The 25,494-nt window shown below is 63.4% G+C and carries 22 protein-coding genes and 1 pseudogene; 9 read left to right on the top strand and 14 right to left on the bottom strand.

Features of this window, described 5'->3' with window-relative positions:
• Positions 1–156: 156 nt before the first annotated feature.
• Both sphst_RS09235 and sphst_RS09230 read left to right on the top strand, forming a co-directional pair.
• Positions 157–3,024 carry a glycoside hydrolase family 31 protein gene (locus sphst_RS09235; RefSeq protein ID WP_043156353.1) on the top strand — a complete coding sequence of 956 codons (2,868 nt, stop codon included), beginning with the start codon at positions 157–159 and terminating at the stop codon, positions 3,022–3,024.
• A 39-nt stretch (positions 3,025–3,063) separates the two neighbouring features.
• Complete coding sequence (locus sphst_RS09230; protein ID WP_159043560.1) at positions 3,064–5,004, top strand: hypothetical protein; 1,941 nt, start codon at positions 3,064–3,066, stop codon at positions 5,002–5,004.
• Here sphst_RS09230 and sphst_RS09225 read toward each other — a convergent pair.
• The 8 genes and pseudogenes from sphst_RS09225 to virB10 form a co-directional block, all read right to left on the bottom strand.
• Positions 4,991–6,055: an aldose epimerase family protein gene (locus sphst_RS09225; protein ID WP_159043559.1), complete on the bottom strand. Its 1,065-nt coding sequence runs from the start codon at positions 6,053–6,055 to the stop codon at positions 4,991–4,993. The genes sphst_RS09230 and sphst_RS09225 overlap by 14 nt on opposite strands.
• 466 nt (positions 6,056–6,521) lie before the next feature.
• Positions 6,522–6,698: pseudogene (locus tag sphst_RS09220) on the bottom strand (transposase); the annotation flags it as partial.
• 352 nt (positions 6,699–7,050) lie between these two features.
• On the bottom strand, positions 7,051–7,353 hold the full coding sequence (locus sphst_RS21185; RefSeq protein ID WP_234387534.1) for a hypothetical protein: 303 nt from the start codon (positions 7,351–7,353) through the stop codon (positions 7,051–7,053).
• 72 nt (positions 7,354–7,425) lie between these two features.
• On the bottom strand, positions 7,426–7,695 hold the full coding sequence (locus sphst_RS21180; protein WP_267895111.1) for a recombinase family protein: 270 nt from the start codon (positions 7,693–7,695) through the stop codon (positions 7,426–7,428).
• A gap of 276 nt (positions 7,696–7,971) precedes the next feature.
• Complete coding sequence (locus tag sphst_RS20445; RefSeq protein ID WP_159043558.1) at positions 7,972–8,427, bottom strand: hypothetical protein; 456 nt, start codon at positions 8,425–8,427, stop codon at positions 7,972–7,974.
• A 602-nt stretch (positions 8,428–9,029) separates the two neighbouring features.
• Entirely contained in the window at positions 9,030–10,880 is a 1,851-nt protein-coding gene (locus tag sphst_RS09210; protein ID WP_234387532.1) for a type IV secretory system conjugative DNA transfer family protein, read from the bottom strand.
• 85 nt (positions 10,881–10,965) lie between these two features.
• Positions 10,966–11,988, bottom strand: coding sequence for a P-type DNA transfer ATPase VirB11 (gene virB11, locus sphst_RS09205; protein ID WP_031393499.1), 1,023 nt, complete (start codon positions 11,986–11,988; stop codon positions 10,966–10,968).
• Positions 11,989–11,992: 4 nt separating this feature from the next.
• A complete protein-coding gene (gene virB10, locus sphst_RS09200) occupies positions 11,993–12,835 on the bottom strand; it encodes a type IV secretion system protein VirB10 (RefSeq protein WP_234387531.1) in 843 nt (280 codons plus the stop codon).
• A 1,078-nt stretch (positions 12,836–13,913) separates the two neighbouring features.
• Here virB10 and sphst_RS09190 point away from each other — a divergent pair.
• From sphst_RS09190 to sphst_RS09180, 3 genes are all read left to right on the top strand, one after another.
• On the top strand, positions 13,914–14,564 hold the full coding sequence (locus tag sphst_RS09190) for a hypothetical protein (protein ID WP_234387530.1): 651 nt from the start codon (positions 13,914–13,916) through the stop codon (positions 14,562–14,564).
• A 51-nt stretch (positions 14,565–14,615) separates the two neighbouring features.
• On the top strand, positions 14,616–14,939 hold the full coding sequence (locus tag sphst_RS09185) for a single-stranded DNA-binding protein (RefSeq protein ID WP_031393496.1): 324 nt from the start codon (positions 14,616–14,618) through the stop codon (positions 14,937–14,939).
• A 251-nt stretch (positions 14,940–15,190) separates the two neighbouring features.
• Positions 15,191–16,060 carry a DUF7146 domain-containing protein gene (locus sphst_RS09180; RefSeq protein ID WP_107045444.1) on the top strand — a complete coding sequence of 290 codons (870 nt, stop codon included), beginning with the start codon at positions 15,191–15,193 and terminating at the stop codon, positions 16,058–16,060.
• Between the two features lie 42 nt (positions 16,061–16,102).
• Here the strand turns inward: sphst_RS09180 and sphst_RS09175 are convergent, their stop codons facing one another.
• The 3 genes from sphst_RS09175 to sphst_RS09165 all read right to left on the bottom strand — a co-directional run bounded on the left by sphst_RS09175 (position 16,103) and on the right by sphst_RS09165 (position 17,854).
• A complete protein-coding gene (locus tag sphst_RS09175) occupies positions 16,103–16,726 on the bottom strand; it encodes an SOS response-associated peptidase (protein ID WP_031394153.1) in 624 nt (207 codons plus the stop codon).
• A gap of 51 nt (positions 16,727–16,777) precedes the next feature.
• Complete coding sequence (locus sphst_RS09170; protein ID WP_031394152.1) at positions 16,778–17,047, bottom strand: HU family DNA-binding protein; 270 nt, start codon at positions 17,045–17,047, stop codon at positions 16,778–16,780.
• Positions 17,048–17,257: 210 nt separating this feature from the next.
• Positions 17,258–17,854, bottom strand: coding sequence for a hypothetical protein (locus sphst_RS09165; RefSeq protein ID WP_234387528.1), 597 nt, complete (start codon positions 17,852–17,854; stop codon positions 17,258–17,260).
• Positions 17,855–17,894: 40 nt separating this feature from the next.
• Between sphst_RS09165 and sphst_RS09160 the strand changes: the two genes are divergently transcribed.
• The 3 genes from sphst_RS09160 (at position 17,895) to sphst_RS09150 (ending at position 23,621) form a co-directional block, all read left to right on the top strand.
• Entirely contained in the window at positions 17,895–18,656 is a 762-nt protein-coding gene (locus sphst_RS09160) for an ImuA family protein (RefSeq protein ID WP_031394150.1), read from the top strand.
• Between the two features lie 163 nt (positions 18,657–18,819).
• Positions 18,820–20,361, top strand: a complete 1,542-nt coding sequence (locus sphst_RS09155; RefSeq protein ID WP_051916375.1) for a Y-family DNA polymerase — start codon at positions 18,820–18,822, stop codon at positions 20,359–20,361.
• The gene (locus tag sphst_RS09150; RefSeq protein ID WP_107045441.1) at positions 20,358–23,621 is read left to right on the top strand and encodes an error-prone DNA polymerase; all 3,264 of its coding nucleotides are present in this window, start codon (positions 20,358–20,360) and stop codon (positions 23,619–23,621) included. Before sphst_RS09155 ends, sphst_RS09150 begins: the two co-directional genes overlap by 4 nt.
• Positions 23,622–24,010: 389 nt before the next feature.
• Here sphst_RS09150 and sphst_RS09140 read toward each other — a convergent pair whose 3' ends face one another.
• From sphst_RS09140 to sphst_RS20440, 3 genes are all read right to left on the bottom strand, one after another.
• Positions 24,011–24,301, bottom strand: coding sequence for a DUF1488 family protein (locus sphst_RS09140; protein ID WP_031393324.1), 291 nt, complete (start codon positions 24,299–24,301; stop codon positions 24,011–24,013).
• A gap of 6 nt (positions 24,302–24,307) precedes the next feature.
• Positions 24,308–24,595 carry a hypothetical protein gene (locus sphst_RS09135; RefSeq protein WP_031393325.1) on the bottom strand — a complete coding sequence of 96 codons (288 nt, stop codon included), beginning with the start codon at positions 24,593–24,595 and terminating at the stop codon, positions 24,308–24,310.
• 96 nt (positions 24,596–24,691) lie between these two features.
• Positions 24,692–24,898 carry a hypothetical protein gene (locus sphst_RS20440; protein WP_031393326.1) on the bottom strand — a complete coding sequence of 69 codons (207 nt, stop codon included), beginning with the start codon at positions 24,896–24,898 and terminating at the stop codon, positions 24,692–24,694.
• A 333-nt stretch (positions 24,899–25,231) separates the two neighbouring features.
• Here sphst_RS20440 and sphst_RS09130 point away from each other — a divergent pair.
• On the top strand, positions 25,232–25,494 hold a 263-nt coding region (locus sphst_RS09130), incomplete at its 3' end, for a helix-turn-helix domain-containing protein (protein ID WP_199848943.1).

Here is a 25,494-nt window from a genome sequence, read left to right as displayed (position 1 = left end):
AAGTTATCGTTCCAGCGGGAATGGGCGCGGCGCAACCTGTCCTCGGGCGGAACACCAGGATATTGAGAGTCTAGCGATTTCCAGAACGACCGCGAGTGCTGAAGTCCGCGATGGACCATTAGCACTGAGCGACGAACGACATCCGGGAGAATGACGATGAAGGCAATTTTAACGGCGCTGCTGCTCGGCAGCGCGATGACAACGGTCCATGCACACGCGCAGAGGTTCGAACGGACCACGGGGGGCGTCAAGGTGACGCCCGCAGGCGGTTCCGCCGCGAGCGTGAAAGTCTCCGTGCACGGCGACGGCATCATCCACGTGGTCACGACGCCAAAGGGTGCCGGGACGGCTTCGCGCGCTCCAAGCCTGATGGTAGCGCAGCCGCCCGCCGCGGGCGAATTCGAAGTGGCCGAGTCGGCCGGACAGGTGCGTATCACCACCCGCAAGGCTACCGCCGAAGTCGCCCTCGCGACCGGTCAGGTCCGCTTCCTCGACCCCTCCGGCAAGCCGTTGCTCGCCGAAGCCGGTCCCGTCCAATTCGCCGCGGCCACCGCGGATGGGAAGCCATATGTCTCTGTCTCGCAACAGTTCAACCGCGGCACCGACGAGGCGCTTTACGGTCTCGGCCAGCATCAGAACACGCAGATGGACTATAACGGCGAAGACGTCGAACTTGCGCAGCACAACATGGACATCGGTGTTCCGTTCGTCGTCTCGACGCGTGGTTACGGCCTGCTGTGGGACAACAATTCGATCACTCGCGTCGGCAATCCCAAGCCCTACGCCTTCGTTGGCAAGGAAATGAAGGTCACGAGCGGTGGCAAGCCCGGCTGGCGGGCCGAGTATTTCCTGGACGGCAAATCCGCAGTGACGCGGCAAGAGCCCACGATCGACTACCAGTTCATCGAGGATCAGAAGAAGTGGCCAGAGGCCGCGAAGGCACGTACCGTTGCGGCGACTGGCGGTCAGAACACCGCCGGCAACGCGGTGCAGAAGCAGACGGTGGTGTGGAGCGGTGACGTTATGCCTACCGCGACTGGCACCCACAAGTTTAAGCTCTACGGGTCGAGCTACTACAAGGTCTACGCTGACGGGAAGCTCGTGCTGGACCGCTGGCGGCAGAACTGGAACCCGTGGTTCGCCAACGTTGATTTGCCGATGACGGCCGGCAAGCCTGTGGCAATCCGTATCGAGTGGGAGCCGAACGCCGGCTACATCGCGTTCTTCCACAATGATCCTATGCCCGACGCGGACCGCCACTCGCTGTGGTTCACCAGCGAGGTAGGTCAGGCGAAGGACTATTGGTTCATTCCCGGCGGTGGCATCGACGGCGCGATCGCGGGATACCGACAGATCACGGGCAAGTCGGAGATGATGCCTAAATGGGCGTATGGATTCTGGCAGTCACGCCAGCGTTACGAAACTGCGGACCAGCTAACGGGCGTCGTCGATCGGTATCGCAAGTTGAACATCCCGCTCGACAACATCGTGCTCGACTGGCGCTATTGGCGGGATCCCGAGTGGGGCAGCCACCGCTTCGACGCCACGCGCTTTCCCGATCCGGCGAAGATGCTTGCCGACGTGCACGGCGATCACGCTAATTTCATGATCTCGGTCTGGCCGAAATTCTATCCCACAACCGATACCTACAAGGAGCTCGTGGCGGCGGGCGTCGTGTATCAAGGCAATCTGCGCCAGGGGAACAAGGACTGGGTCGGCCCGGGCTTCGCCAGCACGATCTATGATCCCTATTCAGCCAAGGGACGCGAGATCTTCTGGAAGCAGATCGAGGGGCGGCTCGCAAACCTGGGCGTCGACGCCTGGTGGGCCGACGCGTCCGAGCCCGACCAGCATTCGAACACCTCGATCGTCCAGCGTATCGAACAGATGGGGCCGACGGCGATCGGGCCCGCGGCTCAGTACTTCAACAGCTATCCGCTGATGAACGCGCGCGCCTTCTACGAGGGCTGGACCGCGTACAAGCCGGACGTGCGGCCGTTCCTGCTCACCCGGTCCGGGTTCGCCGGTCTGCAGCGCTACGGCGCGGCGATCTGGTCGGGCGACGTGGCCAGCCGCTGGTATGACCTGCGCGCTCAGATCTCGGGAGGCGTCAACGCGTCGATGTCGGGCATCCCCAACTGGACGCATGACATAGGCGGCTTCGCGCTCGAGGACCGCTTCGCGAGCAAGACGCCGACCGCGGCCGATCTGGAGGAATGGCGCGAGCTCAATCTGCGCTGGTTTCAGTTCGGCGCGTTCAGCCCACTGTTCCGCAGTCATGGCGAATATCCGTATCGCGAGATCTATGAGATCAGCCCGGAAGGCTCGCCGATGCGCGCGTCCATGATCCGCTACGACGAACTGCGCTATCGCCTAATGCCGTATATCTACACAGTGGGTGCCGACACCTACATGAAGGACGGCAGCATCATGCGCGCGCTTGCGGCCGGCTTCCCTGGTGACCGCCAAGTGCGCCGGATCGACGACGAGTATCTATTCGGTGACGCATTCCTTGTGGCGCCGGTGACGTCGTACAAGGCGCGCAACCGGTCGGTCTACTTCCCCAGCGGCACGACCTGGTACGACTTCGATAGCGGCCGGGCCTATAAGGGCGGGACCAGAGTTACGGTCGATGCGCCGTTCGAGCGGCTGCCTCTATTCGTGCGCGCCGGGGCGATCGTGCCGACGGGACCGGTGACGCAATATGTCGACGAGCGCCGCGACGCGCCGCTGACGATCCTGATCTACCCGGGCGCCGACGGCAGCTTCTCGCTGTACGAGGACGACGGACGGTCCACCGGATACAAGACTGGCGCCTTCTCCCGCATTCCGATCGCCTATGACGACCGCAGCGGCACAGTGCGCTTCGGGCCGCGCGAAGGCGGCAGATGGGACGGCATGCCGGCGACGCGCAAGTTGCGCGTGAAATGGGTCGTCGCGGGTCAGACGGCCCAGGACGACGCGTACGACGCGGAGGTCACCTACACTGGCCGGCCGGTCGAACTAGCGAGACGGAACCGCTGACGGCGACGACCAACGACAGACGACATGGGAGGAATGCAGATGACGGTATGGCGCGCCTTGGCCCTGATGGCCGCAATGGGAGCCGGAACCACGGCAATCGCGCAATCGGGCCAGGCTCCGATAAAGCAGTCGCCGATGCGGCCGGTGGTGCGCTATGCCAATCTACGCGCCGCGATCTACATTGCGGTCAAGGACGCCCGCGCCCTCGCGGACCGCACGACGTTCGACCGACAGTTCGCTCGCGCCGCCTCGCAGCTGCATTTCGACAAGGTCTACATCGAGGCGTATCGCGACCACGAATTCGCGACCGCCGAGGAGTTGGAGCGGGTGAAGGGCTATTTTCGCGAAAAGGGCATCGCCACCGCGGGCGGCATCACGCTCGCGGCCGGTGGGAAGAATGGCCAGTTCGGCACCTTCGACTATGAGGATGCGGACGATCGGGCAGAATGTGAACGCGCCAGCCGGCTGGCAGCACGCCATTTCGACGAAGTGATCCTGGACGACTTCTTCTTCTACACGTCGAAATCCGACGCGAACATCGCCGCCAAGGGCAAGCGCAGCTGGACGCAATATCGGCTCGACAGCATGCGCAAGGTAGCGCGTGACCTGGTGATCCGCCCCGCCAAGGCGGAGAATGCGCGCGTCCGGATGATTATCAAATACCCGAACTGGTACGAGCATTTCCAGGGCTTGGGTTACGATCTCGACCAGAACGCGCAGGCGTTCGACGGTATCTACGCGGGCACGGAGACGCGCGATCCGACGCTGACCGATCAGTTTCTGCAGCAATATGAAAGCTATTCGATCATCCGCTATTACGAGAATATTCGCCCCGGCGGGAATGGCGGGGGGTGGGTCGACATTGCCAGCATTCGCTCGGTTGATCGCTATGCGGAACAGCTGTGGGACACGTTCTGGGCAAAGGCGCCCGAGGTCACCTTGTTCAACTGGCGCCCGATGAGCGAGGATGCGCCGGCCATCGCCGGCGACAGGCCATGGTCGTCCGACTGGACGAGCTTCGACTGGGACTCCGAGCTGGCGCGCTGGCGATCAGGTGGCACGCCGGGAACACCCGGCTGGGGCCGTGCGGCGGGGCTCGCGCTCGAGCGGATAGATCCGATCCTGGGGGCGCTTGGCAAGCCAGTCGGCGTCGCGAGCTACAAGCCCTATCAGTCGTCGGGCGAGGACTTCCTACACAACTACTTCGGCACGATGGGTGTGCCGGTCGAACTGTCACCTAGATATCCTGACACCGCCGACACGGTGCTGCTAACGGAGGCGGCCGCTGTGGACCCGGCGATCATCGAGAAGATCAAAGGCTCGCTGCGGCGCGGTGCTGACGTCGTGGTCACCTCGGGACTTGTTAAGGCATTGTCCGGTCATGGCTTTGCCGACCTTGCAGAATGGAACCCCACTGGAAACACCGTAAGCGTGTCGAACTACATCCAAGGCTTCGGGGCTGGCAACGGCACCCCGCTCGTCGACGCGTCGGATCCACGACCAGTGCTGATCCCCGACATCCGTTTCTACACCAACGACAGTTGGATGCTGGTGCGCGCATATGCCGGCGCCAAGGGCTATCCAATGTTGCTGATGAACCATTATTCTAAGGGCACGCTGTACATGGTGACCGTGCCTGAGAACCCGGCCGACCTCTATGCGCTGCCCCAGCCGGTGTTGACGCAGCTGCGCTCGGTGCTGGCGCGTCATGCCCCGGTACTGCTCGATGCCCCCGCCGAGGTCGCGCTGTTTACCTACGACAACGGCACGTTCGTTATAGAGAACTACCGCGACACGGCGGTCACCATCCGGGTCGGCGTCACCGGTGCGGCGCGGCTGCAAGAGATCGGCGGGCCGACCTTGCTCACGGCAGCTGGCGAGATCACCGGTGCGATGGGAGACAGCCGGCCGGCGTTCGCGCTTAGCATTCCGGCCCATTCGTTCCGCGCTTTCGGCCGCGGCGTCGCTAGCGCGAACTAACTCCGAACCGCCAGATCGTGGTCGAGCGAAAAACCTGCCCGGGGCGCAGTAGCGTGGTAGGGAAGTCTGGGCGGTTCGGACTGTCCGACAGATGCTGCGTCTCGAGCGCGATGCCGTCGAACGTGCGCATCACGCGGCCGCTAGGGCCCTTGTCCAACCCGTCGATATAGCCGCCCGAATACACTTGGATCGACGGCTCGGTCGTCTCCACACTCAATGTTCTGCCCGATCCAATATCGTCGAGCCGCGCTACCGTCTCCAGTCTACCCAGCGGCTTGTCGAACAGCCAGGCGTGGTTGTAGCCATGCTCGCCCATCGGCGGTACGCGGCTGTCGATCGCGTGCCCGAGTGCGCGCGGTTGCCGCAGATCGAGCGGAGTGCCGACGACGGACGGAAAGGCGCCGGTTGGGATGCCGCTGGCGTCCGTTGCGACATAGCGTCGCGCGAGCACCTGCAAGCGCTGCACGCGGATCGACCCGCTGCCCTCGCCAGCCAGGTTGAAATAGGCGTGGTTGGTGAGATTGAGCGCCGTCGGCTTCGAGGTCCGCGCCTCGTAGTCGATCTGCAGCGCGTTCCCGCTAATCAACCGATAGGTTACTGCGACCTGAAGTCGCCCTGGAAAGCCTTGGAAGCCGTCAGGACTGTTCAGACTAAAGGTAGCCGCTCGGGAGCTTCGCGACCGCACCGACCATTCCTGCGTGTCGAACTTGGCCTTGCCTCCACCATGGAGCGCGTTGGGGCCGTCGTCCGCCATAAGCCGCACCGGCTTGCCGTCGATCGTGAAACCTGCACCTGCTATCCGTCCAGCATAGCGGCCGATCGTCGCACCGAACGACACCTTGCTGTTCTTAACGCGAAACTCTGCCGGGGTCGCGAAGCCGAGCAGTATGTTCGCGGGGTAGCCGTCACGATCGGGGACTTCGATCTGTGTAACCGTAGCGCCGAATGGAATCAGACGGACGACCATGCCGGTGTCATTGTGAAGTTCGATGACATCGTTACTCGACTGTGCACTAGCGACCGGTGCCAAAGTGAGGGCGAGAACAATCATTATCTGACGCATATCTGCTCCGGATCCAGTTTGCGTATGGCTATATACCGTGGAAGATGCTGATACGCACCGATAAAGGCATTCCTCGGACCTGTCTCATTGTCTATGTGCTTGATCCCACGTGCGCTGGAGCGCCGACGAATCGGGGTTGATCATGCGGGCGAAGATCAGGTCGTGGATCGTCGCGACGGCATCATTCGGGGGAAGCGGCCATCGCCCGAACTTCCGTTCGAAATGACCGCCTGCGATCAGATGATTGAACCCGCGCTCCATAGGCGCGGGACGGGCGAGCCTGTTTCGGTCGTCCCCCGACAAGTCCGTCATTCGATACCCTTGCCCATTGATACCGATTGCGGATCAGTCCGCCCTCGGCCGCAATATGGCATTCAATTGGGTGAGGCGACCCGGAATGCATGCGAGATGAGGGCGGCGTAAGCCATTGCCTGGAGCTTGGGGGGGAACGCCCCCGGAAATCCGCGATCGTGCGAACGTCCGGTCGCAGGCCGCCCAGCAGCCACATTACTCCCAGGTTGCGCCCCGCCTCTGCCGCCAGGCACCGGCTCGACCGGACCCGGTTGAAATAGCCGTAGAGGTGGAGGTACAGCTTCAGCATATCAGCAGGGTCATAGCCGGGCCGACCTGCGCCTTGGGTCGCGCCAGCCAAAAGCACGCTCATCTATGTCTAGCTCGTCGATGAACACCGCGATGAACCATGTCAGGTTGTCCGCCGATACGTAGTCATCAACCGACGCCAGCAGCAGCATTTGATCACGGGAAAGCCCTTCCTGTATCCCATGCCGGATCATATCGATCCGGCCACCACGCAATAATCCGTCATGACGTTTTCAGACGGTCTGACAGTCTGACTGTCTGGCGTATATTACTGGTATACCCTGAGTGGGTATGGGCTTTGGTACACAAAACTCGTTCAAACAGGGTCGATAGCAGAGAAATCGGACGCCTCATTATGAGGATCTAGAGTCTGCCTGAACACATTAGGGGTGCGCGTCTGACATTGCTGCGTCAGCCTCTGCCTGTCGACGGCGATCACGAGCAATCTTGGCGAGCAGCGTTCGACTGCAGCCAGTCGCATCCATTATATCGCGCCAGCTTCGGCCATCGCGAAGAAGGCTCGAGATTGCAGCGTTGCGGGTCTTGTTCTCGGGGCGCCCCTTATAAAGACCCGCTGCCTTGGCTTTTGCAGTGCCTTCGGCCTGTCGACGACGGCGATCCTCATAGTCCTTGCGGGCAACCGCGGCGAGTACGTCCAACATCATGGCGTTTACTGCTGCGAACATTCGGCCGGTGAACTCATCCGTCGGTGCCGTCAGGATCCACGACGTCGGCAGGTCGAGTGCGACAACGCGGACCTACTTGGCGTCGATTAAATTGCGCAGCTTAATCCAGTCGGGTGAGGTGAGGCGAGAAAGCCGATCAACCTGCTCAACAAGGAGCACGTCTCCCGGCTCGCAATCCGACAGCAGGCGGAACAGCTCTGGCCGGTGAAGCTTGGCTCCACTTTCGTTTTCGACATAGCGGGCCGCAATCCGAAGCCCGTGCTCCGCCGCAAACACGTCGAGGGCGCTCTTACCGCGCGACGCATCCTGTTCGGAGGTAGAAGCGCGAAGATAGGCTCGGATGAACGTTCCGTAGTCTGCTATATGTGGTACTTATTAGTCCAGTCCTTTTTACGCGATTAGGAGGCGCTTAAAGTACCAGCTATTAAGAGGTCTGCGAAAGGCATACCTAAAACGTACCGGCGGAAAATAGAGCATATCGAGGGGGGGGATCGTCCGGAAAGCGGACGGACCGGAAGCGCCCAGAGCAGGACGTTCCAGTGGGAAGATCGCAGGCTCGAAAGTGGACATCCGTTCATCACCATGATCGCGTACGCAACGTCCGTGATCGTGATGTTATCAGCGGACGCGCATTCCCGGCGGTACTAGAGCGGAACACTTCTCTGCAAATTCCTGGCGGAATGCAGCAGGTGCTGTTGGAAAAGTAAGCGACTTTCCGTTGTACGTCGCAACTAGTGGCGCGCCGTTATTTAGTGCCGACAGTACGGGATTGCTGATCGCAAACTGAAATTCGAAGGCCGTTTGATCTCCGATCAGTCGTAGATCGGGATTGGCAAAACGCATTGCGGTACCAAACTTCAAGGACATCACAGGCTGGGGCCATTTTTGCGCTGCCGTGAATCCTCTAACCTGAACGGTGGTTTGCGTACCGCTGCACGTCATAACGAAGCTTGGTTTGCCTTCCTCGTAATAACTGATTGCAGGACGGGTTGGGGTCATTCCTGCAATATCCCACTTTGCCGAACCTTCGAGAGGCATAATCGGAAGCAGGAGAGTGGCGAGGACGGCAATCATGAATAGGTCCTTTGCAGTGACGCAGTAGCATGGAGACTATCATCGAATGCCGCTTAGCCAACAGTCATCGCAATCAAAGCCATGAGCCAACTCACGAGTTTGCATCGACCAACGCACGGCAGGAAACCTCGGTTTCCGCCGATGCATAAGCCTGCATCTGGGACGTCCTTTCAGTGGCTGATTTCCTGGGGTGCGTCCCCAAAAGCGGCCGTTCCGCTTCCCACCAAACCCGGACATTCGTGCTTACTACGCGGCGAGGCACCGACGACAAATAGCGCGATCAGAACGCCGCCAGAAAGCGTGAGCGTTTACACGAGATACCCTGTCGGATTGAGAAAGTGCACGACAACCTCTGAGGTGGGGTTTTTCGTCAGGGGAGCAGCGGCTGCTATTTTGGCGTGAGATCGAATCCTGGCGAAGTCGCTACCGTGCACGCTGGCTTGTTGCCGAGCAGATCTCGGAAGCCCCGCGAATGGCCAGCTCATCCGAAACCCGACATTCCCGGCCGATTGCCCGAACGACGGCTTTGTCCCATTTGACGCCCTCCGGGGGCAACCTCGCTCGTTTCCACCTTAAAATCGATGAGAAGGCATTCCCATTGGTTACGCAGGTCTGCCTCGCACCATGAGGAGGCCGTCGAAGAGCATGGCAACACGCTCGTTTGGCGGAACGGCCAAGGCGGCGTTGATCGCGGCTTGGTTCAATCCACGCCGACCCTTTGCAGGTGCGTCGTTGGTCGCAACAGATCCTGCGGTCGCAGCGGCGCCTGGCGTCGACGAGGCGGAATTGAAGTCATCGGGGGCCTGCGTGGCCTCGATCACGCGAAGGCTGTTGGCAGCGACGGCGGGGTCCACGCGGATCTGGGGCATCTCCGGGGCCGGTATCTTAGTCCGCGCCGAGAGCTTTTTCTCGGCATAGTAACGGACCTTCTTTCCATAGGTCGCGTACATGCCTCGCCGGAAAACGATCAGATCGTCCTCCGGCAGCAACTCGACTTCCTGAGGGAGCATCAGCGGCCGGCGCTGATCGGAGTCCGAAGTGGAGCCGCCTCCGCCACCCCACGTTCCCATCGAGCGCGACCGCGCCTTGAACGTGTAGCTGCCGAGCTGGTCCGAAATCTTCTTCGCTTCGGCCAAACCCGCGGGCCGAAGCACAAGCCGCACCGCGCAGTTTCGCTCGATGTCGGCCGCCACCTTGTCCCCATAGACGCCCTGGATCTGTTCGAGCGACTGGAACGCCGGAAGCATCCGCAACCCGTAGCCGGCGACATAGCTGAAGGCGTTCGCGAGTACGGTGCATTTGCCGAGGCTCGCGAACTCGTCCAGCGCGAGCAGCACCTTGATCTGATGCTTGTCGCCCTTCGGCAGCTCGCGGACGTTGCGGTCGATGAGTTGCTGGAAGAGCAGGCCGTAGATCGGGGCAACCCGCTCCAGGTCATCCGGCGACACGCCGAGATAGAGCGAAATCCGCTTGTCCCGAAAATCGCTCAGGTCGAAATCGCTCTCTGAGGTCGCCGCATCGACATAGGGGTTCAGCCAGCCGTTGATCTTGGACGTAACCGACTGGCGCAATCCGGAGAACGTGTTCGCCGACGAGCCGGTATAATCCTTGATCGCCGATACGCACCCTTCCGACAGGGGCTTCCCGGCCTTCTTACGATCGGCGATGATCTTCGGGAAACGACGCTGTGCATCACCGGCCGCAAACTGGCGGTACACCTCGCCAAGCGTGAAGGGGAGGGCGTCCTCCCCATCGTTGACGGTAGCCGCGATATAGGCGGTGATGCCGAGGAACGCGGTTCGTGCGCCCTCGGCCCAGAACTTCTCGCCCGTGAGCGGATCGGGATAGAGCATTGCCGCGATCTTCTGGAGCTCATTGATGACCTCCACCGGGTCATGCCGGTTGATGTAGCTCAGCGGGTTCCACCGCACGGTGCGGCCGGTGGGATCGAGAGGGTTGAAGAGCAGCACCTCATGCCCGAGCACCTTCAGCCGATACCCCGCCGTGTTGTCGTAATTTTCCTGCTTGATGTCGAGCACCACGAGAGAATCGAGCCAGTCGAGTAGGTTCGGGATGATGACGCCCACCCCCTTGCCGGCGCGCGTCGGGGCTTCCAGCATCACATGCTCGGGTCCGCCAAAGCGCATCACCTTGCCGCCGAACTTGCCCAGCACGATGCCGGCCGAGGCGAGCATCTTGCCGTTGCGGACCTCGCCGACCCGCGCGAAGCGCGCCTCGCCGTGGAGCTTTTGCCGCGTGAACAGCGTCGAGACGATGATGACGACCGTCAGGACAAGGCCGATCCCGAAGCCGATTAGGAACGGCTGATAGACGATCGGATAGCCCTTCAGCGCCCACAGCGCGGCCGGCACCTTGCGCCACGGGGTATGGGCGTTGAGGAGGTGGGCACGCCACAGGACGGCGAGGGCGCCGATCGCGGCGCTGACGAACATGCCGATGACGCCGAGGAACGCGATCGCGCCCGGCTGCGACCCTTCGTCGCTTCGCACCCATTTTCCGTTCATGCCGGCACCCCCTTCAGTCGGTTGGCTTGCTCGCCGGATCGAACCATACTTCGGTCATGCGATAGCGCGCCGGCTGGCCCTCACCGGGTGGGAGGCGACGCATCTGCACGACGATATCAACCAGGGAGCGCAGCAGCGCCCGGATGTCGTGGCGGTCGAGATCGTTGCCGCCTTCCGATTCCTTCACCAGCAGCGTCAGCTGCTCGAGCGCGCCCTCGGCCGTATTGGCGTGGACCGTGGTGATCGAACCAGGATGACCGCTGTTGACGTTGCGCAGGTAGAAGAAGGCGGTGCCGTCCCGCAATTCCTGCAGAAGAATGCGATCGGGCCGCATCCGCAGCGCCGATTCCAGCAACTCCTTGGCGCCCGCCTTCTGGAGGCTCTTCCCATCCTTGGCGTACATCATGTGGACGTGGTTGCGCTGGGGTACGACGAGCTCGCGCGTGTCCTCGATCGTCAGGATCCGCTCATAGTCCGGGATCAGCTTGATGAGACCCTTAGAAAAGCTCGTCTTGCCGGAGCCCGTTGCGCCGGAAATGAGGATGTTCTTGCGGGCTTCGACCGCCAGCTTGAAGAAGGCGCGCCAGTCGCCCGCCTCGCGCAGTCGTAGCAGATCGGGGTCGACCTCCTCGTACAGGCCGTGCGCGCGGACCTCGCTGAAGAGGCCGGCACGCTCGAAATCGTCGATGTTCATCGTCACGCCCGACGCTTTGCGGATCGTGATCGAGATGAAGCCTTGCTCGACCGCCGGGGGAACGACGACCTGTGCGCGCTCGCCGCCCGGCAGGACTGAGGAGCATATCGGATATTCGGAATTGATGTCCTGCTTGGTCAGCCCCGCGATCAGCTTCGCCAGCGTCATGAGTGCCGCATTGTCGAGTGCGGGCTCCTCATGCCACTCCCAGCCACCCCGCGTCTCGAGGCCGATTATCCCCGGCTCGTTGATGACCAGCTCGGTCACATCATCGCGAAGAAGGTGCCGTCGGATCGGTTCGGCATTATGCTCGTAGATCAGCGAGGTCGGACTGGATGCCACGGCCTTAACGCCTCAATCCCACGTCATAAACCGAGCGGAAATCGAAGTCCTTGGCGACGAAGATCGCCGCGATGTCGCCCTGGTTCTTTTTCAGGATCGGTTTGATGTTCATGGTTTGCTGAAGGACGGTCTGCCCGGTTTGCCCGGGAACCTGCGTGGTGTTGCTCCCCTCATTGGCAACCGCCCGACCGGCGATCTGCGAGGCATCCTCCAGCACCGAGATGACGAGCCCGACGCCGAAACGTGCCCAGAACTGGGTATCGACGCCGCCTGGCAACCCGGCCCGGCCAAGGCTGTCCGCTGCCGGCGACCCGAGCTCGATCGCGACGCCACGCGGCGTCAGGGCGCGCGTCCACAGCACGAACAGGCGCGCTTGCCCCTGCGTGATGCCACCGGAATACTGCCCCAGCACCTTGGTCCCCTTGTCGAGCAGGACGATGCGGCCGTTCTCGGAATAGACGTCGTGATTGATGACGCAGGACACGAAGCCGGCCTGTGTCGAGTTGATCGCCGTTTGGAGCGTGCAGGGGATGACCGTGCCGGCACTCAGCAGAAGGTTACGGTCCGCGACCATCGTTGCCCGCACCGTCTGGATCGCGGCATGGCCGAGCTGATCGCTGAAGTCGGTCGGGCCCTTGCCCGCCTCGGCCGGACCGTCTTCACCCGGCGCTCCGAAGCCGATGGCACCGAGGCCCCGCCGTGCGACAGTGGATTGGCCGCCGCGCGTCCGGTCGTCGAGGTCCGTGCCCTGTTGGGCGTCGGCACCGGCGGAGGCGGGAAGGGCGGCCGAGGCCAGCCCGGTGTTGCCAAAGGCCATGATCGGCGACCGCCGCGCCGCATCGGCCATGGCGCGTGCCTGTTCGGCACGTCGCTGCTCGGGAGATTGCTGTCCGTTCGCCGTTGGGGAGGTTGTCCCGCTCGTTGCCGGCACCGGATTTCCGTTGGCATCGGCGACCTGCGGCCCCGGGGCTGCGGCGATCGGCCGCCCGAAGATGTCGGTTTGCGCCGCGCCGGGCTGGCCGAGCTGACCTGTCCGGGTCGCGCGAACGCGACATGCCAGTGGTTCGCGTGACCGCGATCCCCCGGCCCGAGCAGCTCGATGATACGGATACCGCTCTGTGCCATGAGGGCGCGGATCTGCTCGCGGTCGATCGCGTGGACGCCGCCTGCGGGAACGAAATCGACCGCTTGGCCGAACTTGTGCCAGCTATACCGCGCGCCGTAGCTGGCGTTCATTGGGCGGATCGTATCGGTAATCCGCGAGCCAAAAGCGCGACGAACGAGGGCTGCGACGTTCGACGCCGAGAGCGCGCCCACGGAGCCGATAGAAGACCGGTCGTCGTCGATATGCGAGAGCGCGCAGGCATCAAAAACGGTTGCCGGCGTGATACCGTAAGTCGCGAAATCACGGCCGCGGATCGTCAGCGGCCCCGCCTCGAAGTCCGCGCCCAACGCGATCAGATCACGCACCGTCGCCTCTGCGTCAGCTGCGTTGCCGGGCTGCCTGGCGAGGACCGCACCCGAACGAACGGAGATTGCGAGCGACGCGGGAGATGGCGTTCCGGCCCCGGCAAGCCCGGCGGCACAGAGTTGAATTGCCTTCGCTACGATACTCGCCGGAAGCACACCAATGCACCATTGCTGAATTGAACCCAAGCAGATGTCAGCGACTACAGGACATCGACATCAAAAGCCTAAACCTGAAGCATAAGGCAAACAACAACACATCTGGAGTGATCCATTCGCGATTATGGAGTGATGCGGCGTAATCTATTGCGACTAGAGGCACGGTATTGCACCATGACCATAGGAGATGTGTTTCAAACCGCTTTAGGCAATTGTCAGCTAGGCCAGAACCTAGCTGATTCAGTTGTCGAGTGGTTTGAGGTGACTGGGACGACGGTGGATATACGGGGCATGCGCTCTTGAAGCTGCAAGCTATATCGGGCGGGTTGGCGCTCTTGATCGCCATCGGCTTCTGGTATCGGCCGTTTGACGACAAGCGGGCTGGGAGGCGCGGTGAGGTTTCGGCCTGCAGCGTCGCCGCGACCCATGACTTCTGCGATGCCGTTGCCGGCCTATCGACGGCGCTCCGCAATCCCTTCTTGCGGGTGGACCGAACCGGCATCCTGCCGCCCCGCGATACGCCAGGGGCCGTCGATCCCTCTATCACTCAGGCGAACATCGGCACGACGATCTGCCGACCCGGCTATGCACGATCGGTCCGCCCCGCCTTCGCGGTTACCGCGCCCGTCAAACGGCGCTTGATGGACGCGCAGCATCCGGGCGAGTCCTTCGCCGATTACGAACTCGACCATCTGATCCCGATCTCGCTTGGCGGCGCGCCGCTCGACCTACGCGATCTGTGGCTTCAGCCCCGGCGCGGCCAAGCGAACGCGGCCGACAAGAATGCCTTGGCCTATGTCTTGTGGCGACTGGTTTGCGAGCGCCGCGTGCCACTTCGGACGGCGCAGCAGGCCATCCGGCGCGACTGGACGACGGCCTACGACACATTCGCGACGCCCCAGAATTTGGCGCGCTACCACTTTGCGCACCGGCAAGTGGAGCCCGACTAGGCTAGCACCGGGTCGCCGGATCCGATCCCAACATCAACCAAGGAGGATATCATGCCCCAGAATATTGCCGAGTTTCGGATCATCGGTCGCATCGGCAAAATCACGGCGCGCGAGAAGGTCACCTATGTGAGCGTCGCCGCGAATTATAACCGGCGCGATGGCGACGACTGGAAGACCGACACGCTGTGGAACAGCGTCGTGTGCTTCTCCAATGTAGGACCCCAAGTCGAAGCAGCCGGGAGGGGCGATCTGGTGCATGTCACCGGCCGGGTCCGCGAGAGCAACCACGGCGAAGGCAACGAGGTTTCCTACCGCACCGAGCTGATCGCCGACACTTTCTCGATCCTGACCAAGGCCGAAGCCGAGCATAGCTGATTGGGGGCGGGAGCGGGTTGGCGACACGGCTCCCCCCCCGCCGCGTTGCGGTCCAGCCAGCGTGACCGTCCCGACCCGGTCGGGTGACGATCCTCGCTCGGCTCGATACCTGGACGAAGGAGATCGTCGCGCCGCGCGCAGCCAATCGTCTCCTGCCGACCATCCAGAGTGGAGGATGCCGCCTGGCTTTCGGTGATATTTTCCGGAGGCCAAAAGTGACCGAAACCTATCAGCTTCACAGGACGTGGCCGATGGCGAGACTACCGCTCGATGCCGAAATCCGAGCCAAGAACATTGTCGAACAGCTCGGCGGGGTATGGCGTGGCACCCGCGGCGAATGCCGCTGCCCGGCCCATGACGATGGCTCGCCCAGCCTGTCCGTCCGCCTCGGCGATTCGGCGATCCTCTTCCACTGTTTTGCCGGCTGTACAGCGCTCGAGGTGCTGAAGGCGCTTCAGCGCAGGAAGCTCCATGACCGTTCTGCCGTGGCAATGCCGGAGGGCAAGCCGAAGCGCGACATGGGCGCGCTCGCGCTGCGTCTCTGGAATGCCAGCGTGCCGGTCGCGGGCACGCTCGCCGAAGCCTATCTCGTCGCCCGCGGCATCTCCGCGCCCTATCCCAAGGCTTTGCGCTTCAACCCGGCGACCATATTCGGCTCCGGTGCCGACAGACGCGTAATGCCCGCGATGATCGCCGCAGTCGAAAACGACCTCGGACTGGTTGCCGTCCAACGGACCTTCCTCGATCCTGTCGATGTGCTGCGCAAGCCCATCCCAAAGCCGAAGGTTGCGCTCGGACTGCTCGGCACAGCAGCGATCCGTCTTGCGCCTGCGACCGACGAGCTGGGCCTTGCCGAAGGGATCGAGGACGCCCGATCGGCGACGCAATGGTTCGGGACGCCGACATGGGCGCTGGGCGGTGTCGAACGGCTAGCCTTCGTCGCGATCCCGGAGAAGGTCCGCCGGGTGATCGTTTACGGTGACCGAGGCCGCGCGGCCGACCGCCTTCTGGAAAAGGCACACGATCACCTGACAGCGAACGGGCGCGAGCTCATCAGCCGCGTGCCCGAAGATCATGACGACTGGAACGATGCTTGGCGCGCGCACCAGCGGAGTGCATGAAAGCGCAGCAGCGGCAGGTGACTTACGCGGATCATGGGCGTGTCAGCCGAGCCGCATCAACTGGGAAGGGTAAGGGGCGACGAGCCTCTTCAGATCGTCCCATGGTGCCGATAGCCAGCGATCATAGTCGTCGTCGTGAAGGACCACCGGCATCGCCTTTGGATGGATCGGCGCGACGATCGCATTCGGCTCGGTGGTCAAGAACCCATAGGCATTCCCGCGCTCGGTCGGTCGCCAGATCCCGGCAAAGGCAAAAATCGGGCGGCTAGGCACGTCGAACCAGTGAAGCGGCTTCTTGCCGTCCTCGCCAGGCGCGATCCCGAACTCGGAGAACGCCGTTACCGGCACCAGGCAACGGCGCGCCGGCGTAGTCAGCATCGACCGCCAGAAGCTCGAGTTGAGATTGCGCACGTTGGTCACGTACTTGGTGAGCTTGACCGCTGCATCGCGCTTGCTCGGCACCTGCGTCGGTACACCCCACTCCATCCGCTCGATCTTCCGGTCGGCGCCGTCCTGGATGACCACCTGGCCGTAAAACGGCGTCTTCTTGCCCGTCGGAAAGATGTCGGGGGCCGGGTACGTCTCGTCGGGCTCGTAAGGTGGGCGGATGCCGAACGTCGCGGCGACCTCCGCCTGTTTCGCCGTCAGCCTGTATCGATTGCACATTCGAGCACCCTGTCGTTGTGCCGGCAAGCTTTGCCCGCCGGCACTCTGGCCTTAGAGCTTATCCTTCAGACCCTTGGCGGGCGTGAACGAGACCTTCTTCGATGCCGCGATCGTCATTGCCTCGCCGGTCGATGGGTTCCGGCCCTGGCGCTCGGGACGATCCTTGACGGAGAACTTGCCGAAGCCAGCGATCGCGACCTCTTCGCCCTTTGCGGCCGCGCCAGCGATATGCTCAAACACGGCGGCGATCGCGGCCTTGGCTTCTGCCTCGCTCGTGCTCGTCGTACCAGCGACGGCCTTGACCAGTTCACCCATATTCATGCTCGTGTACTTCCCTTGTGAAACTCACAGGACCTTAGCCATGACGAGCAACGTTTCAACGACGCTGCGCATCGCGGCCGACATCACGGCCTTCCGCTCGACTATCGAACGTTGGCATATCATCACCTCTTCGAGAGTATCGGACTGCGTGCGGCCAGAAGCGTCCGTCCAACCGGCGCCTCGGCAGATCCGAATTCTTGGCGTGGCCGCCTACCGTGCACCACGCTCCCGGGTGACGCGCGGATCTTCGTACAAGTCACGGATTGCGCGCAGGCGAAATACGTTCCACCAGCGCCGCCAACGATGCTCGGCCGCATCATGGAGCATATGGCACCGCTGACAGAGCGCCGCGAGATTGCCGGGCATGCTGTTGCCCGGATCATGATCGAGATGCGCGCAGGCGAGCACCACATAGGTCGTTCGCACCGACGCGAGGACGGAGTCGCCCTTGAGCGTGATCCGCTTGCCACGCGCTGAGCGCCAGCACGCAGCCTCTGCGTCCCACCAACGACCGTCGCCGAGATGGGCCACCCGTCGCATATGCGGTCTCGAGCAATGCTCGCAGCGCGCGCCGGCTCGGTCGAACCGGATCACGTTGGACAGCTGCCGCCAATCGATCGGGTAAAGCCAGCGGTTTTCGGGGCGGATCGGCATCTCGATTCTATGAGTCAGCCGATGGCAGAACGAAAGAGAAATCTTCCTGCTTTGTTTGCCGTATGTTGCGCAGCCGTTCCGTCCCGCGATCGTCCGTCGAATCCCGATTTGGTCAAACGGCTCGCTGGAATCGCCTTGACGGAGCGCTGCCATGAGCGGAACATAGAGAGAACGATTCGAGTTTGAGCTTATCATGTTTGCCGCGCCCACTAACCTCCAGCACAGTCTCGCACAGCTGCGAACAATCGCGGTTCCCGTCGCCGACTACCGTGTGTTGCCGTTCGGAATTCAGGGCATCGATAGCCGTCTGAGTGGCGGGGGCCTGCGCACGGGGGCGCTCCACGAGGCCGCAGCGCACAGCTGCTCGCTGGTCGACGACGCAGCCACCACGCTGTTCCTCGCCGGCATTGCAGCACGCGAATCGGCCCGGACTGGCGGGCCGGTATTGTGGGCGAGTTGCCGTAACGATCTTTACGCCCCCGGCCTTGCGCAGGCGGGCCTTCTTTCCGCTAACGTGATCTATGCGCAGCCGCTCGATGACGCAGCGCTGCTGGCCGTCATTGAAGACGCGGTGCGCGATCGCACACCGTCTGCGGTTATCGCGGAAGCACGGCAGGTTTCGATGGTGGCGACGCGCCGGCTTCAGCTGGTCGCGGCCGACGCAGACATCCCTGTGCTTCTCCTTCGGCGACGACGCGGGCGCGAGCAGGATCCGCTTGGCGAGCCGTCGGCCGCGTGGACCCGCTGGCGGATTGCCAGCGCGCCGTCCGAACGCCTGAGCGTCGCCGGGGTAGGGCGGCCGCGTTGGTCGGTCGAGCTTGCCCGCCAGCGCAGTGGCACGTCGTTTTCTATGATCGTGGAGGGATGCGATGAGACGGGTTGTCTCGCTGTTCCTGCCGCACTTGGCCATCGAACGGCTGAGACGGCTGGACCGGCACGCTATGCCGCGGCCTAGGCCCGTCGCGCTCCAGCTTCCTGTCGACGACAATCCCGGCGCCTGTTCCGTTCCGCGTGGTGGCGGTTGGCGACCCGGTGCACGCTGGGCCCGTACGGACGCGCCAGAGAGCACCGACGTCGAAAGTCAGATCGCAGCGCTCCCGGCACATGCGAAACCGCCGATGCGCGAACTCGGCCGGCGCTCGGAAGCGGCGGTTCACCCGTACCGCGGCGATGCGCCAGCAGAGCAAGCCATGTCGGTAGAAGCAACGGTCGCCGCCTTCCATGCGTCGCCGCTCGCGTTGATCGGGAAGGTCGGTCGGCGGGAAGAGGTCGTGGCAGCCTGCTCTTCGGCTGCAAGCCTCGGGATTGCCGTTGGCATGGCTGCAACGCATGCCCGCGCCTTGGTGTCGGACCTCGATTTCCGACCGGCTGAGCCGGAAGCAGATGCGGCGTTGCTTGACCATCTGGCGCTGCGCGCCGTGCGTCGTTGGACACCGATCGCCGCGGCAACACCACCCGACGGGCTGTGGCTCGATCTGACCGGCTGCGAGCATCTTCACGGCGGCGAAGAGCGCTTCTGCCAGCGGTTGCGCGCTTTCTGCCAGCGCGCCGGCTTCACGGCCCGTGTTGCGGTTGCGGATACGCCAGGCGCTGCGCATGCAGTCGCTCGCTTTGGGCGCGCCGCTCTCACGATTGTGCCGTCGGGGCGTACCGTCGAAGCGCTTGGACCTTTGCCGATCGCAGCACTGCGTTTGAACAGCGTAGCACTGACCGCCGGCCGCAAGTTCGGGTTCGAGACGGTCGCCGATCTCCTGCCCGTCGCCAGGGGACCGCTCGCGCGCCGTCTCGGCCTACCCGCGATCACGCGGCTCGATCAGGCGCTGGGCGGCGTCGCCGAGCCGATCACGCCGCGCCAGGATGCAGAGCTGCCGATCGTCGAACGGCGCCTGCTGGAGCCTATCTGCACCGCAGAGGCGATCGAGCGCGTCATGGGAGACCTGCTCGCCGATCTCGCCGAGGTGCTGCAGGCGAGGGGGCTCGGCGCTCGCGCCTTGCGACTGGTAGGGCTGCGGATCGATGGAGGCGAGCAAGTGGTCGGTGTCGGCACGTCCCGCCCGACGCGGGAAGTGTCGCATCTCCTACGCCTTCTGAAGCTTCGCATCGACCGGATCGATCCCGGGCTCGGCATTGAGCAGTTCACGCTGGTCGCACCCCACACCGAACCGCTCGATGCCATCGATCTGGGAGCCGTGCTCGCAGGCGAGACATTGGTACGCGATCCTGCCCGCCTGATCGACGTCGTCGCCGGCAGGATTGGCGCCCGCGCGGTGTACCGCCTCGCGCCCGTCGAAAGCCATGTGCCCGAGCGCGCAGTGATCCGAGCGGACCCTGTCGACGCACCCAGCGGCTGGCCAGAATGGGTTCGCCCCGTTCGGTTGTTCGCAAGGCCAGAGCCGCTGGCGCGCGTGATAGCCCTGCTGCCGGATCAGCCGCCCCGGCGCTTCGAGTGGCGCGGCACGACCTACATGATTGTCGCCGGCGACGGCCCCGAGCGCATCCACGGCGAATGGTGGCGTCGCGACGCCGAAGTCTGGGCGGTGCGCGATTACTATCGTGTCGAGGATGACAAGGGCGGCCGCTACTGGGTGTTTCGACGCGGTGATGGCTTCGAGAGCGAGACCGGCGATCTCAGCTGGTGGATGCACGGCGTGTTCGCATGACCGATTATGTCGAGCTGCAGGTGCTCACGCATTTCTCACTGCTCCGCGGCGCGTCGAGCCCGGACGAGCTGTTCGCGGCCGCGAATCTACTCGGCCTGGAGGCCCTGGGGCTATCGGACATCGGTTCCGTCGCCGGGGTCGTGCGGGGCTGGGAGGCGCAGAAGGCGACCGGCGTGCGCATGATCGCCGGAGCCCGTGTCGATCTCGCCTGTGGGCGCCGGCTGCTGCTTTATCCGACCGACCGGCCCGCCTGGTCCCGGCTTACCCGGCTGCTGACGGTCGGCAAGAAGCGAGCGGGCAAGGGCAAGTGCGAGTTAGTCTGGCACGATCTCGCGCCATGGTCCGAAGGGATGGTTGCCATCCTGCTTGCCGAGGAAGCCAGCGACCATAATGCGGTTGCGCTCGCCGAGCTGAAAACGGTGTATGGCAAGCGCGGGTATATGGCGCTGTACCAGCGGCGCCGGCCGAACGATGCGGTCCGCATCGATGCGCTCGCCCGCCAAGCCGCGGCCGCAGGCGTACGCGCGGTCGTCACCGGCGACATCCTCTATCACGCGCCCGAGGCACGGCTGATGCAGGACGTCGTCACTGCGGTCAGAGAGAAATGCACGGTCGACGAACTCGGCTATCGCCGAGAGGTGAACGCCGACCGCGCGCTCAAGTCGCCGGCCGAGATGGTTCGAAGGTTCAAGGCCTACCCCGACGCACTGCGCGCGAGCGTCGATATTGCGCGCGCCTGTACCTTCGATCTCGGCGAGCTGGCGTACCAATACCCGCATGAGCGGCTGTTGGAGGGGCTGAGCGCACAGGAAGCGCTCGAGCGCTTGGCGCTGGAAGCCGTCGACCGGATGTTCGATGGAGCAGTGCCCCAGGCGTACACCGATCAGATCACACACGAGCTGAAGCTCATCGCAGAGCTCGCATACGCCCCGTATTTCCTGACCGTCTACGCGATCGTGCGCGAAGCACGGCGTCGCGGGATCCTGTGCCAGGGGCGGGGGTCTGCCGCGAACTCGTGCGTATGTTTCGTGCTCGCGATTACCTCGATCGACCCGATCAAGCACGAGCTGCTGTTCGAGCGGTTCGTCTCGGGCGAGCGCCGGGAGCCGCCCGATATCGATGTCGATTTCGAGCATGAGCGGCGCGAAGAGATTATCCAGTGGATCTACGAAACCTATGGCCGCAACCACGCCGCGCTGACGGCTGTGGTGCAGCGCTACCGCGCGCGCGGCGCCGTGCGCGACGTCGGCAAGGCGCTGGGGTTGCCCGAGGACCTGACGTCGTCGTTGGCGGGTCTGGTCTGGGGTTGGTCGGCCGAGGGCGTCGGCGAGAAGCAGGTCAATGAACTGAACCTAGATATGGGCGATCGTCGGTTGCGGCTTACGCTCGAACTCGCCCGCAAGCTGATCGGCGTGCCACGCCATATGTCGCAGCACCCTGGCGGGTTCGTGCTCACCCACGACCGGCTCGACGACCTCGTGCCGATCGAGCCTGCCGCGATGGTCGACCGGCAGATCATCGAGTGGGACAAGGATGATATCGACTCCTTGAAGTTCATGAAGGTCGACGTGCTCGGCCTCGGCATGCTCGGCTGCATGAATCGAGCCTTCAACATGCTGGAGGAAACCAAGGGCGTGCGGATCGGGCTTGCCGACCTGCAGGACGACGATCCGGACGTTTACGCGATGATCCAGAAGGCCGACACGCTCGGCACGTTCCAGATCGAAAGCCGCGCGCAGATGTCGATGCTGCCGCGCATGAAGCCGCGCCGCTTTTACGACCTTGTCATTCAGGTCGCCATCGTGCGGCCAGGCCCAATTCAGGGCGACATGGTCCACCCATATCTGCGCCGGCGCGAGGGGCTCGAAAAGCCTGAATATCCCCGGCCCGAGTTGCGCGCGGTGCTGGAAAAGACGCTCGGGGTGCCGCTATTCCAGGAACAGGCGATGAAGGTCGCGATCGTGGGTGCGGGCTTCACGCCGGCCGAGGCGGATCAGCTGCGCCGCGCCATGGCGACGTTCAAGGTCACCGGTGGCGTATCGCACTTCTCGGAGAAGCTGGTCGAGGGCATGGTTTCCCGCGGTTATCCCCGCGACTTCGCCGAACGCACGTTCCGCCAGCTCGAGGGCTTCGGCTCCTACGGCTTCCCGGAGAGCCACGCGGCGAGCTTCGCCAAGATTTCCTACGCCTCGAGCTGGATGAAGCATCACCATCCAGATGTCTTCTGTGCCTCGCTCATGAACGCGCAGCCGATGGGGTTCTATGCGCCCGCACAGATTGTCCGGGACGCTCAGGCGCACGATGTGCAGGTCCGGCCCCCTTGCGTCAATGCGAGCCGCTGGGACTGCACGTTGGAGCCGACAGGCGGCCGCTACCTCGCGGTGCGGCTCGGGCTTCGCCAAGTGCGCGGGCTGTCGAACGCCGACGGGGCTGCGATCGTAGGGGCGCGTAGCACCACGCTGTTCGATAGCGTCGAAGATGTATGGCGCCGGTCCAGTGTACAGCGCGCCGCGATCGAGAAGCTGGCCGATGCCGATGCGTTTCACGCCTTCGGTGCCGATCGCCGGCAGGGCCTTTGGAAAGTAAGGGGGCTTGGCGAGGCGCCGCTGCCGCTGTTCGCCGCCGCGGATCGCGCTGCGGAGACGATCAGCGCCGAAGGGATCGAACCGTCCGTCGCTCTCCGTCCGTTGACTGACGGGCGCGAGGTGATCGAGGATTATCGCTCGCTGCAGCTGTCGCTGCGGGCGCATCCGCTGACGTTCGTTCGGGGTGAACTCGCACGACGTGGCGTGACCAAATGCGCCGAACTCGCGAATATCCGGGATGGCCGGCACGTCGAGGTCGCCGGCATCATTCTGGTCCGCCAAAAGCCCGGCTCCGCCAAGGGCGTGCTGTTCATTACGATCGAGGACGAGACGGGAATCGCGAACGGCATCCTGTGGCCCGATCGGTTCGAGCGGCAACGCCGCACGATCATGTCCGCATCGATGATCGGCATGAAGGGCAGGGTGCAGAAAGAGGGCGAGGTAATCCACGTCATCTGCGACCGGATCATCGACCATGGTGACCTGCTGCACCGCGTGGGCGAGATGTCGTTCCCCCATCGGACCGGCCGCGGCGATGGGGCCAAGCATGCCGGATCGCCTGACCGCGGTGACGCGGGTTGGAAGCCGGAGCCGCGGAACTGCTACTGGCCGCCGCACGCTGAGGGCATGGATCCCGAGGACGCCGTCCGCTTCAAATCGCATGACCTTCGTTGAGCGATGACAAAGCTTGCTCGCCACCAGCGCGTCGTCATCGCACTATCGGTCCATATCCTACGGAGCGGCGTCGCCCGCTGTTCGGACTCGCGCGTGGACGGCGTGGAGGTTCGTCTGGCGCTTCGGTGCCTCTTACCGCATTGCCCAGAGCGTTGGCCGCTTGAGCTCTACTGGGATGCGGCGTGCCAGGAGAATGAGATCGGCAGGGCACAGGGTGTGACCGCCGCGTTCAACGGCATTGTCCGTCAGCTACGCCGCGCAGGCCGATATGAGGAAGTGTTGGATCAGTGAGAAAGCGTGCCGCCCGCATCCTTGGCTGAGGCACCTCGGGGATGGTGCCCGTCGAATGGCGTGGATCGATCCGGCTGGCGTTTCCTTCCGACACGGCTTCAGCCTTCTACGTCGGCCGCAGTCAGCAGGATCGGGGGCTCCCCGCCGAGCCGCTTGACGAACTCGCGCTGTGCTATGCGGTGAATGTCGCTCTCGAACTCGATGAACACCTCGAGGGCAGTTTCGGAATCGAGCGTATCGCGATCGGGATCGAGGAGTTGCGTCAGAGCCTCGCTGGTGATGAGGAACTCGACCAGCCCCAAGTTGGTGGTACCCGTGAAGCCGACGCTCTCGCGTTCGGCAACCCAGTAATAGTCCCCCATCTCGAAAAGGACGCTTGGGTTGGCCATTCGAGCTTACTCCTCGGTCGGGCTGGAAGCAGGCAGATGGTCCGCCAGTGCTGCGATGCCTTCACCGGCAAATGTCGTGCTGGAGGCACCCTCGATTTGGACAGGATGCTCAACCGTCAGGACGGCCGCAGCTTGATGCTGGGGGTCCAGTTTTTGCCAATCGCGAACTGCCCGTTCCAGGTTGGTGACTTCGGCCACGTCGCTATCGCCGCGCGGGACGTTTTCGAGCGACGCGCTCACCCGCCAATTGATCTCGGGCGTCTTCGCGCTTTCACCCCAGGTCGCTTCTGTCATGATCGTCTACCTTCTCGCGTCTGGTTCTTGGCGGAAGTTCGAATGTAGCCCGACAGGACGCGTCCGTGCCAGTCCGAAGCCCACAATGCTCAAGCTTCAGGGGCCGCGGCGGGCGACCGCGATGATATCGAGCTTGCGTAGGGCTCGTGCCAAGCGTTTGGCATCGAGCAACCCGATGCTATGTGCGCGAAAGGCGCTGGCGAGTTGTCGCTCTGTCAATGGCGCCGACACCTGATCGAGAACGGCAAGCGCTGCTGCGCGCACTTCAGGGGGTGCAGCCTTCAGGGCGTCTAGGGCTTTCATTCTGCCTCGTGAAGGTGCTCGGTCCGATCGGTAGACCAACGACATAGCCCATCGCCATCCGACTTGCACGTACCACGCCCCGCGGTGCCGGCCCCCTGAAGAGCGAGCCGCACGGCCAACGCTCTGTGTGACATTGCCGGTTCTATCGATGCCGCCCGAGCAGGCACTTGCAGCCGTCTTGGTCGAACCCGGGCAACGCGTCTCTAGCCGGCTATCTCGACTGGCCACATAAGGTCGTGTATAACGTACCGTATTGGCCTGATGGGCATTTATATGAGACGTTAGATGCGATCGACTGTCGCTGATACTCTTCCCCCGCGCGTGAGGCGGAGCTTGACGAAGTTGGGCGCCGATATCGCGCTGGCGCGCAAGAAGCGCAGCCTCACGGTGGCCATGATGGCCGAACGCATCGGTGTGGCCAAGAGCACATATCTCAAGCTGGAAAAAGGCGACCCGACCGTCGCGTTGGGTACATACGCCATGACTTTCTTCGTTCTGGGTTTTGGCGAGAGCCTTGGAGAGATCCTCGACGCCCGGAAAGACGAGCAGGGTCTGTTGCTCGACGTGGAACGCATGCCGCAGCGCGTCCGCAGACC

The organism is Sphingomonas sp. STIS6.2 (assembly GCF_000732685.2).
In the GTDB taxonomy this organism is placed as follows: Bacteria; Pseudomonadota; Alphaproteobacteria; order Sphingomonadales; family Sphingomonadaceae; genus Sphingomonas; species Sphingomonas aerolata.
Note: the sequence above shows the minus strand (reverse complement) of the source record. Positions and strands in the feature narration are given on the sequence as shown.

Coding starts and splice junctions, on each gene's coding strand:
- sphst_RS09135 (WP_031393325.1), bottom strand. CDS start 24,595: ATGACAGAAGCGACCTGGGGTGAAAGCGCGAAGACGCCCGAGATCAAT.
- sphst_RS09225 (WP_159043559.1), bottom strand. CDS start 6,055: ATGATTGTTCTCGCCCTCACTTTGGCACCGGTCGCTAGTGCACAGTCG.
- sphst_RS09235 (WP_043156353.1), top strand. CDS start 157: ATGAAGGCAATTTTAACGGCGCTGCTGCTCGGCAGCGCGATGACAACG.
- sphst_RS09230 (WP_159043560.1), top strand. CDS start 3,064: ATGACGGTATGGCGCGCCTTGGCCCTGATGGCCGCAATGGGAGCCGGA.
- virB10 (WP_234387531.1), bottom strand. CDS start 12,835: ATGGCCGATGCGGCGCGGCGGTCGCCGATCATGGCCTTTGGCAACACC.
- sphst_RS09165 (WP_234387528.1), bottom strand. CDS start 17,854: ATGGCAGCGCTCCGTCAAGGCGATTCCAGCGAGCCGTTTGACCAAATC.
- sphst_RS09185 (WP_031393496.1), top strand. CDS start 14,616: ATGCCCCAGAATATTGCCGAGTTTCGGATCATCGGTCGCATCGGCAAA.
- sphst_RS09175 (WP_031394153.1), bottom strand. CDS start 16,726: ATGTGCAATCGATACAGGCTGACGGCGAAACAGGCGGAGGTCGCCGCG.
- sphst_RS09155 (WP_051916375.1), top strand. CDS start 18,820: ATGCGCGAACTCGGCCGGCGCTCGGAAGCGGCGGTTCACCCGTACCGC.
- sphst_RS09180 (WP_107045444.1), top strand. CDS start 15,191: ATGGCGAGACTACCGCTCGATGCCGAAATCCGAGCCAAGAACATTGTC.
- sphst_RS20445 (WP_159043558.1), bottom strand. CDS start 8,427: ATGATTGCCGTCCTCGCCACTCTCCTGCTTCCGATTATGCCTCTCGAA.
- sphst_RS21185 (WP_234387534.1), bottom strand. CDS start 7,353: ATGTTCGCAGCAGTAAACGCCATGATGTTGGACGTACTCGCCGCGGTT.
- sphst_RS09140 (WP_031393324.1), bottom strand. CDS start 24,301: ATGGCCAACCCAAGCGTCCTTTTCGAGATGGGGGACTATTACTGGGTT.
- sphst_RS09160 (WP_031394150.1), top strand. CDS start 17,895: ATGTTTGCCGCGCCCACTAACCTCCAGCACAGTCTCGCACAGCTGCGA.
- sphst_RS09210 (WP_234387532.1), bottom strand. CDS start 10,880: ATGTTCGTCAGCGCCGCGATCGGCGCCCTCGCCGTCCTGTGGCGTGCC.
- sphst_RS09170 (WP_031394152.1), bottom strand. CDS start 17,047: ATGAATATGGGTGAACTGGTCAAGGCCGTCGCTGGTACGACGAGCACG.
- sphst_RS09150 (WP_107045441.1), top strand. CDS start 20,358: ATGACCGATTATGTCGAGCTGCAGGTGCTCACGCATTTCTCACTGCTC.
- sphst_RS20440 (WP_031393326.1), bottom strand. CDS start 24,898: ATGAAAGCCCTAGACGCCCTGAAGGCTGCACCCCCTGAAGTGCGCGCA.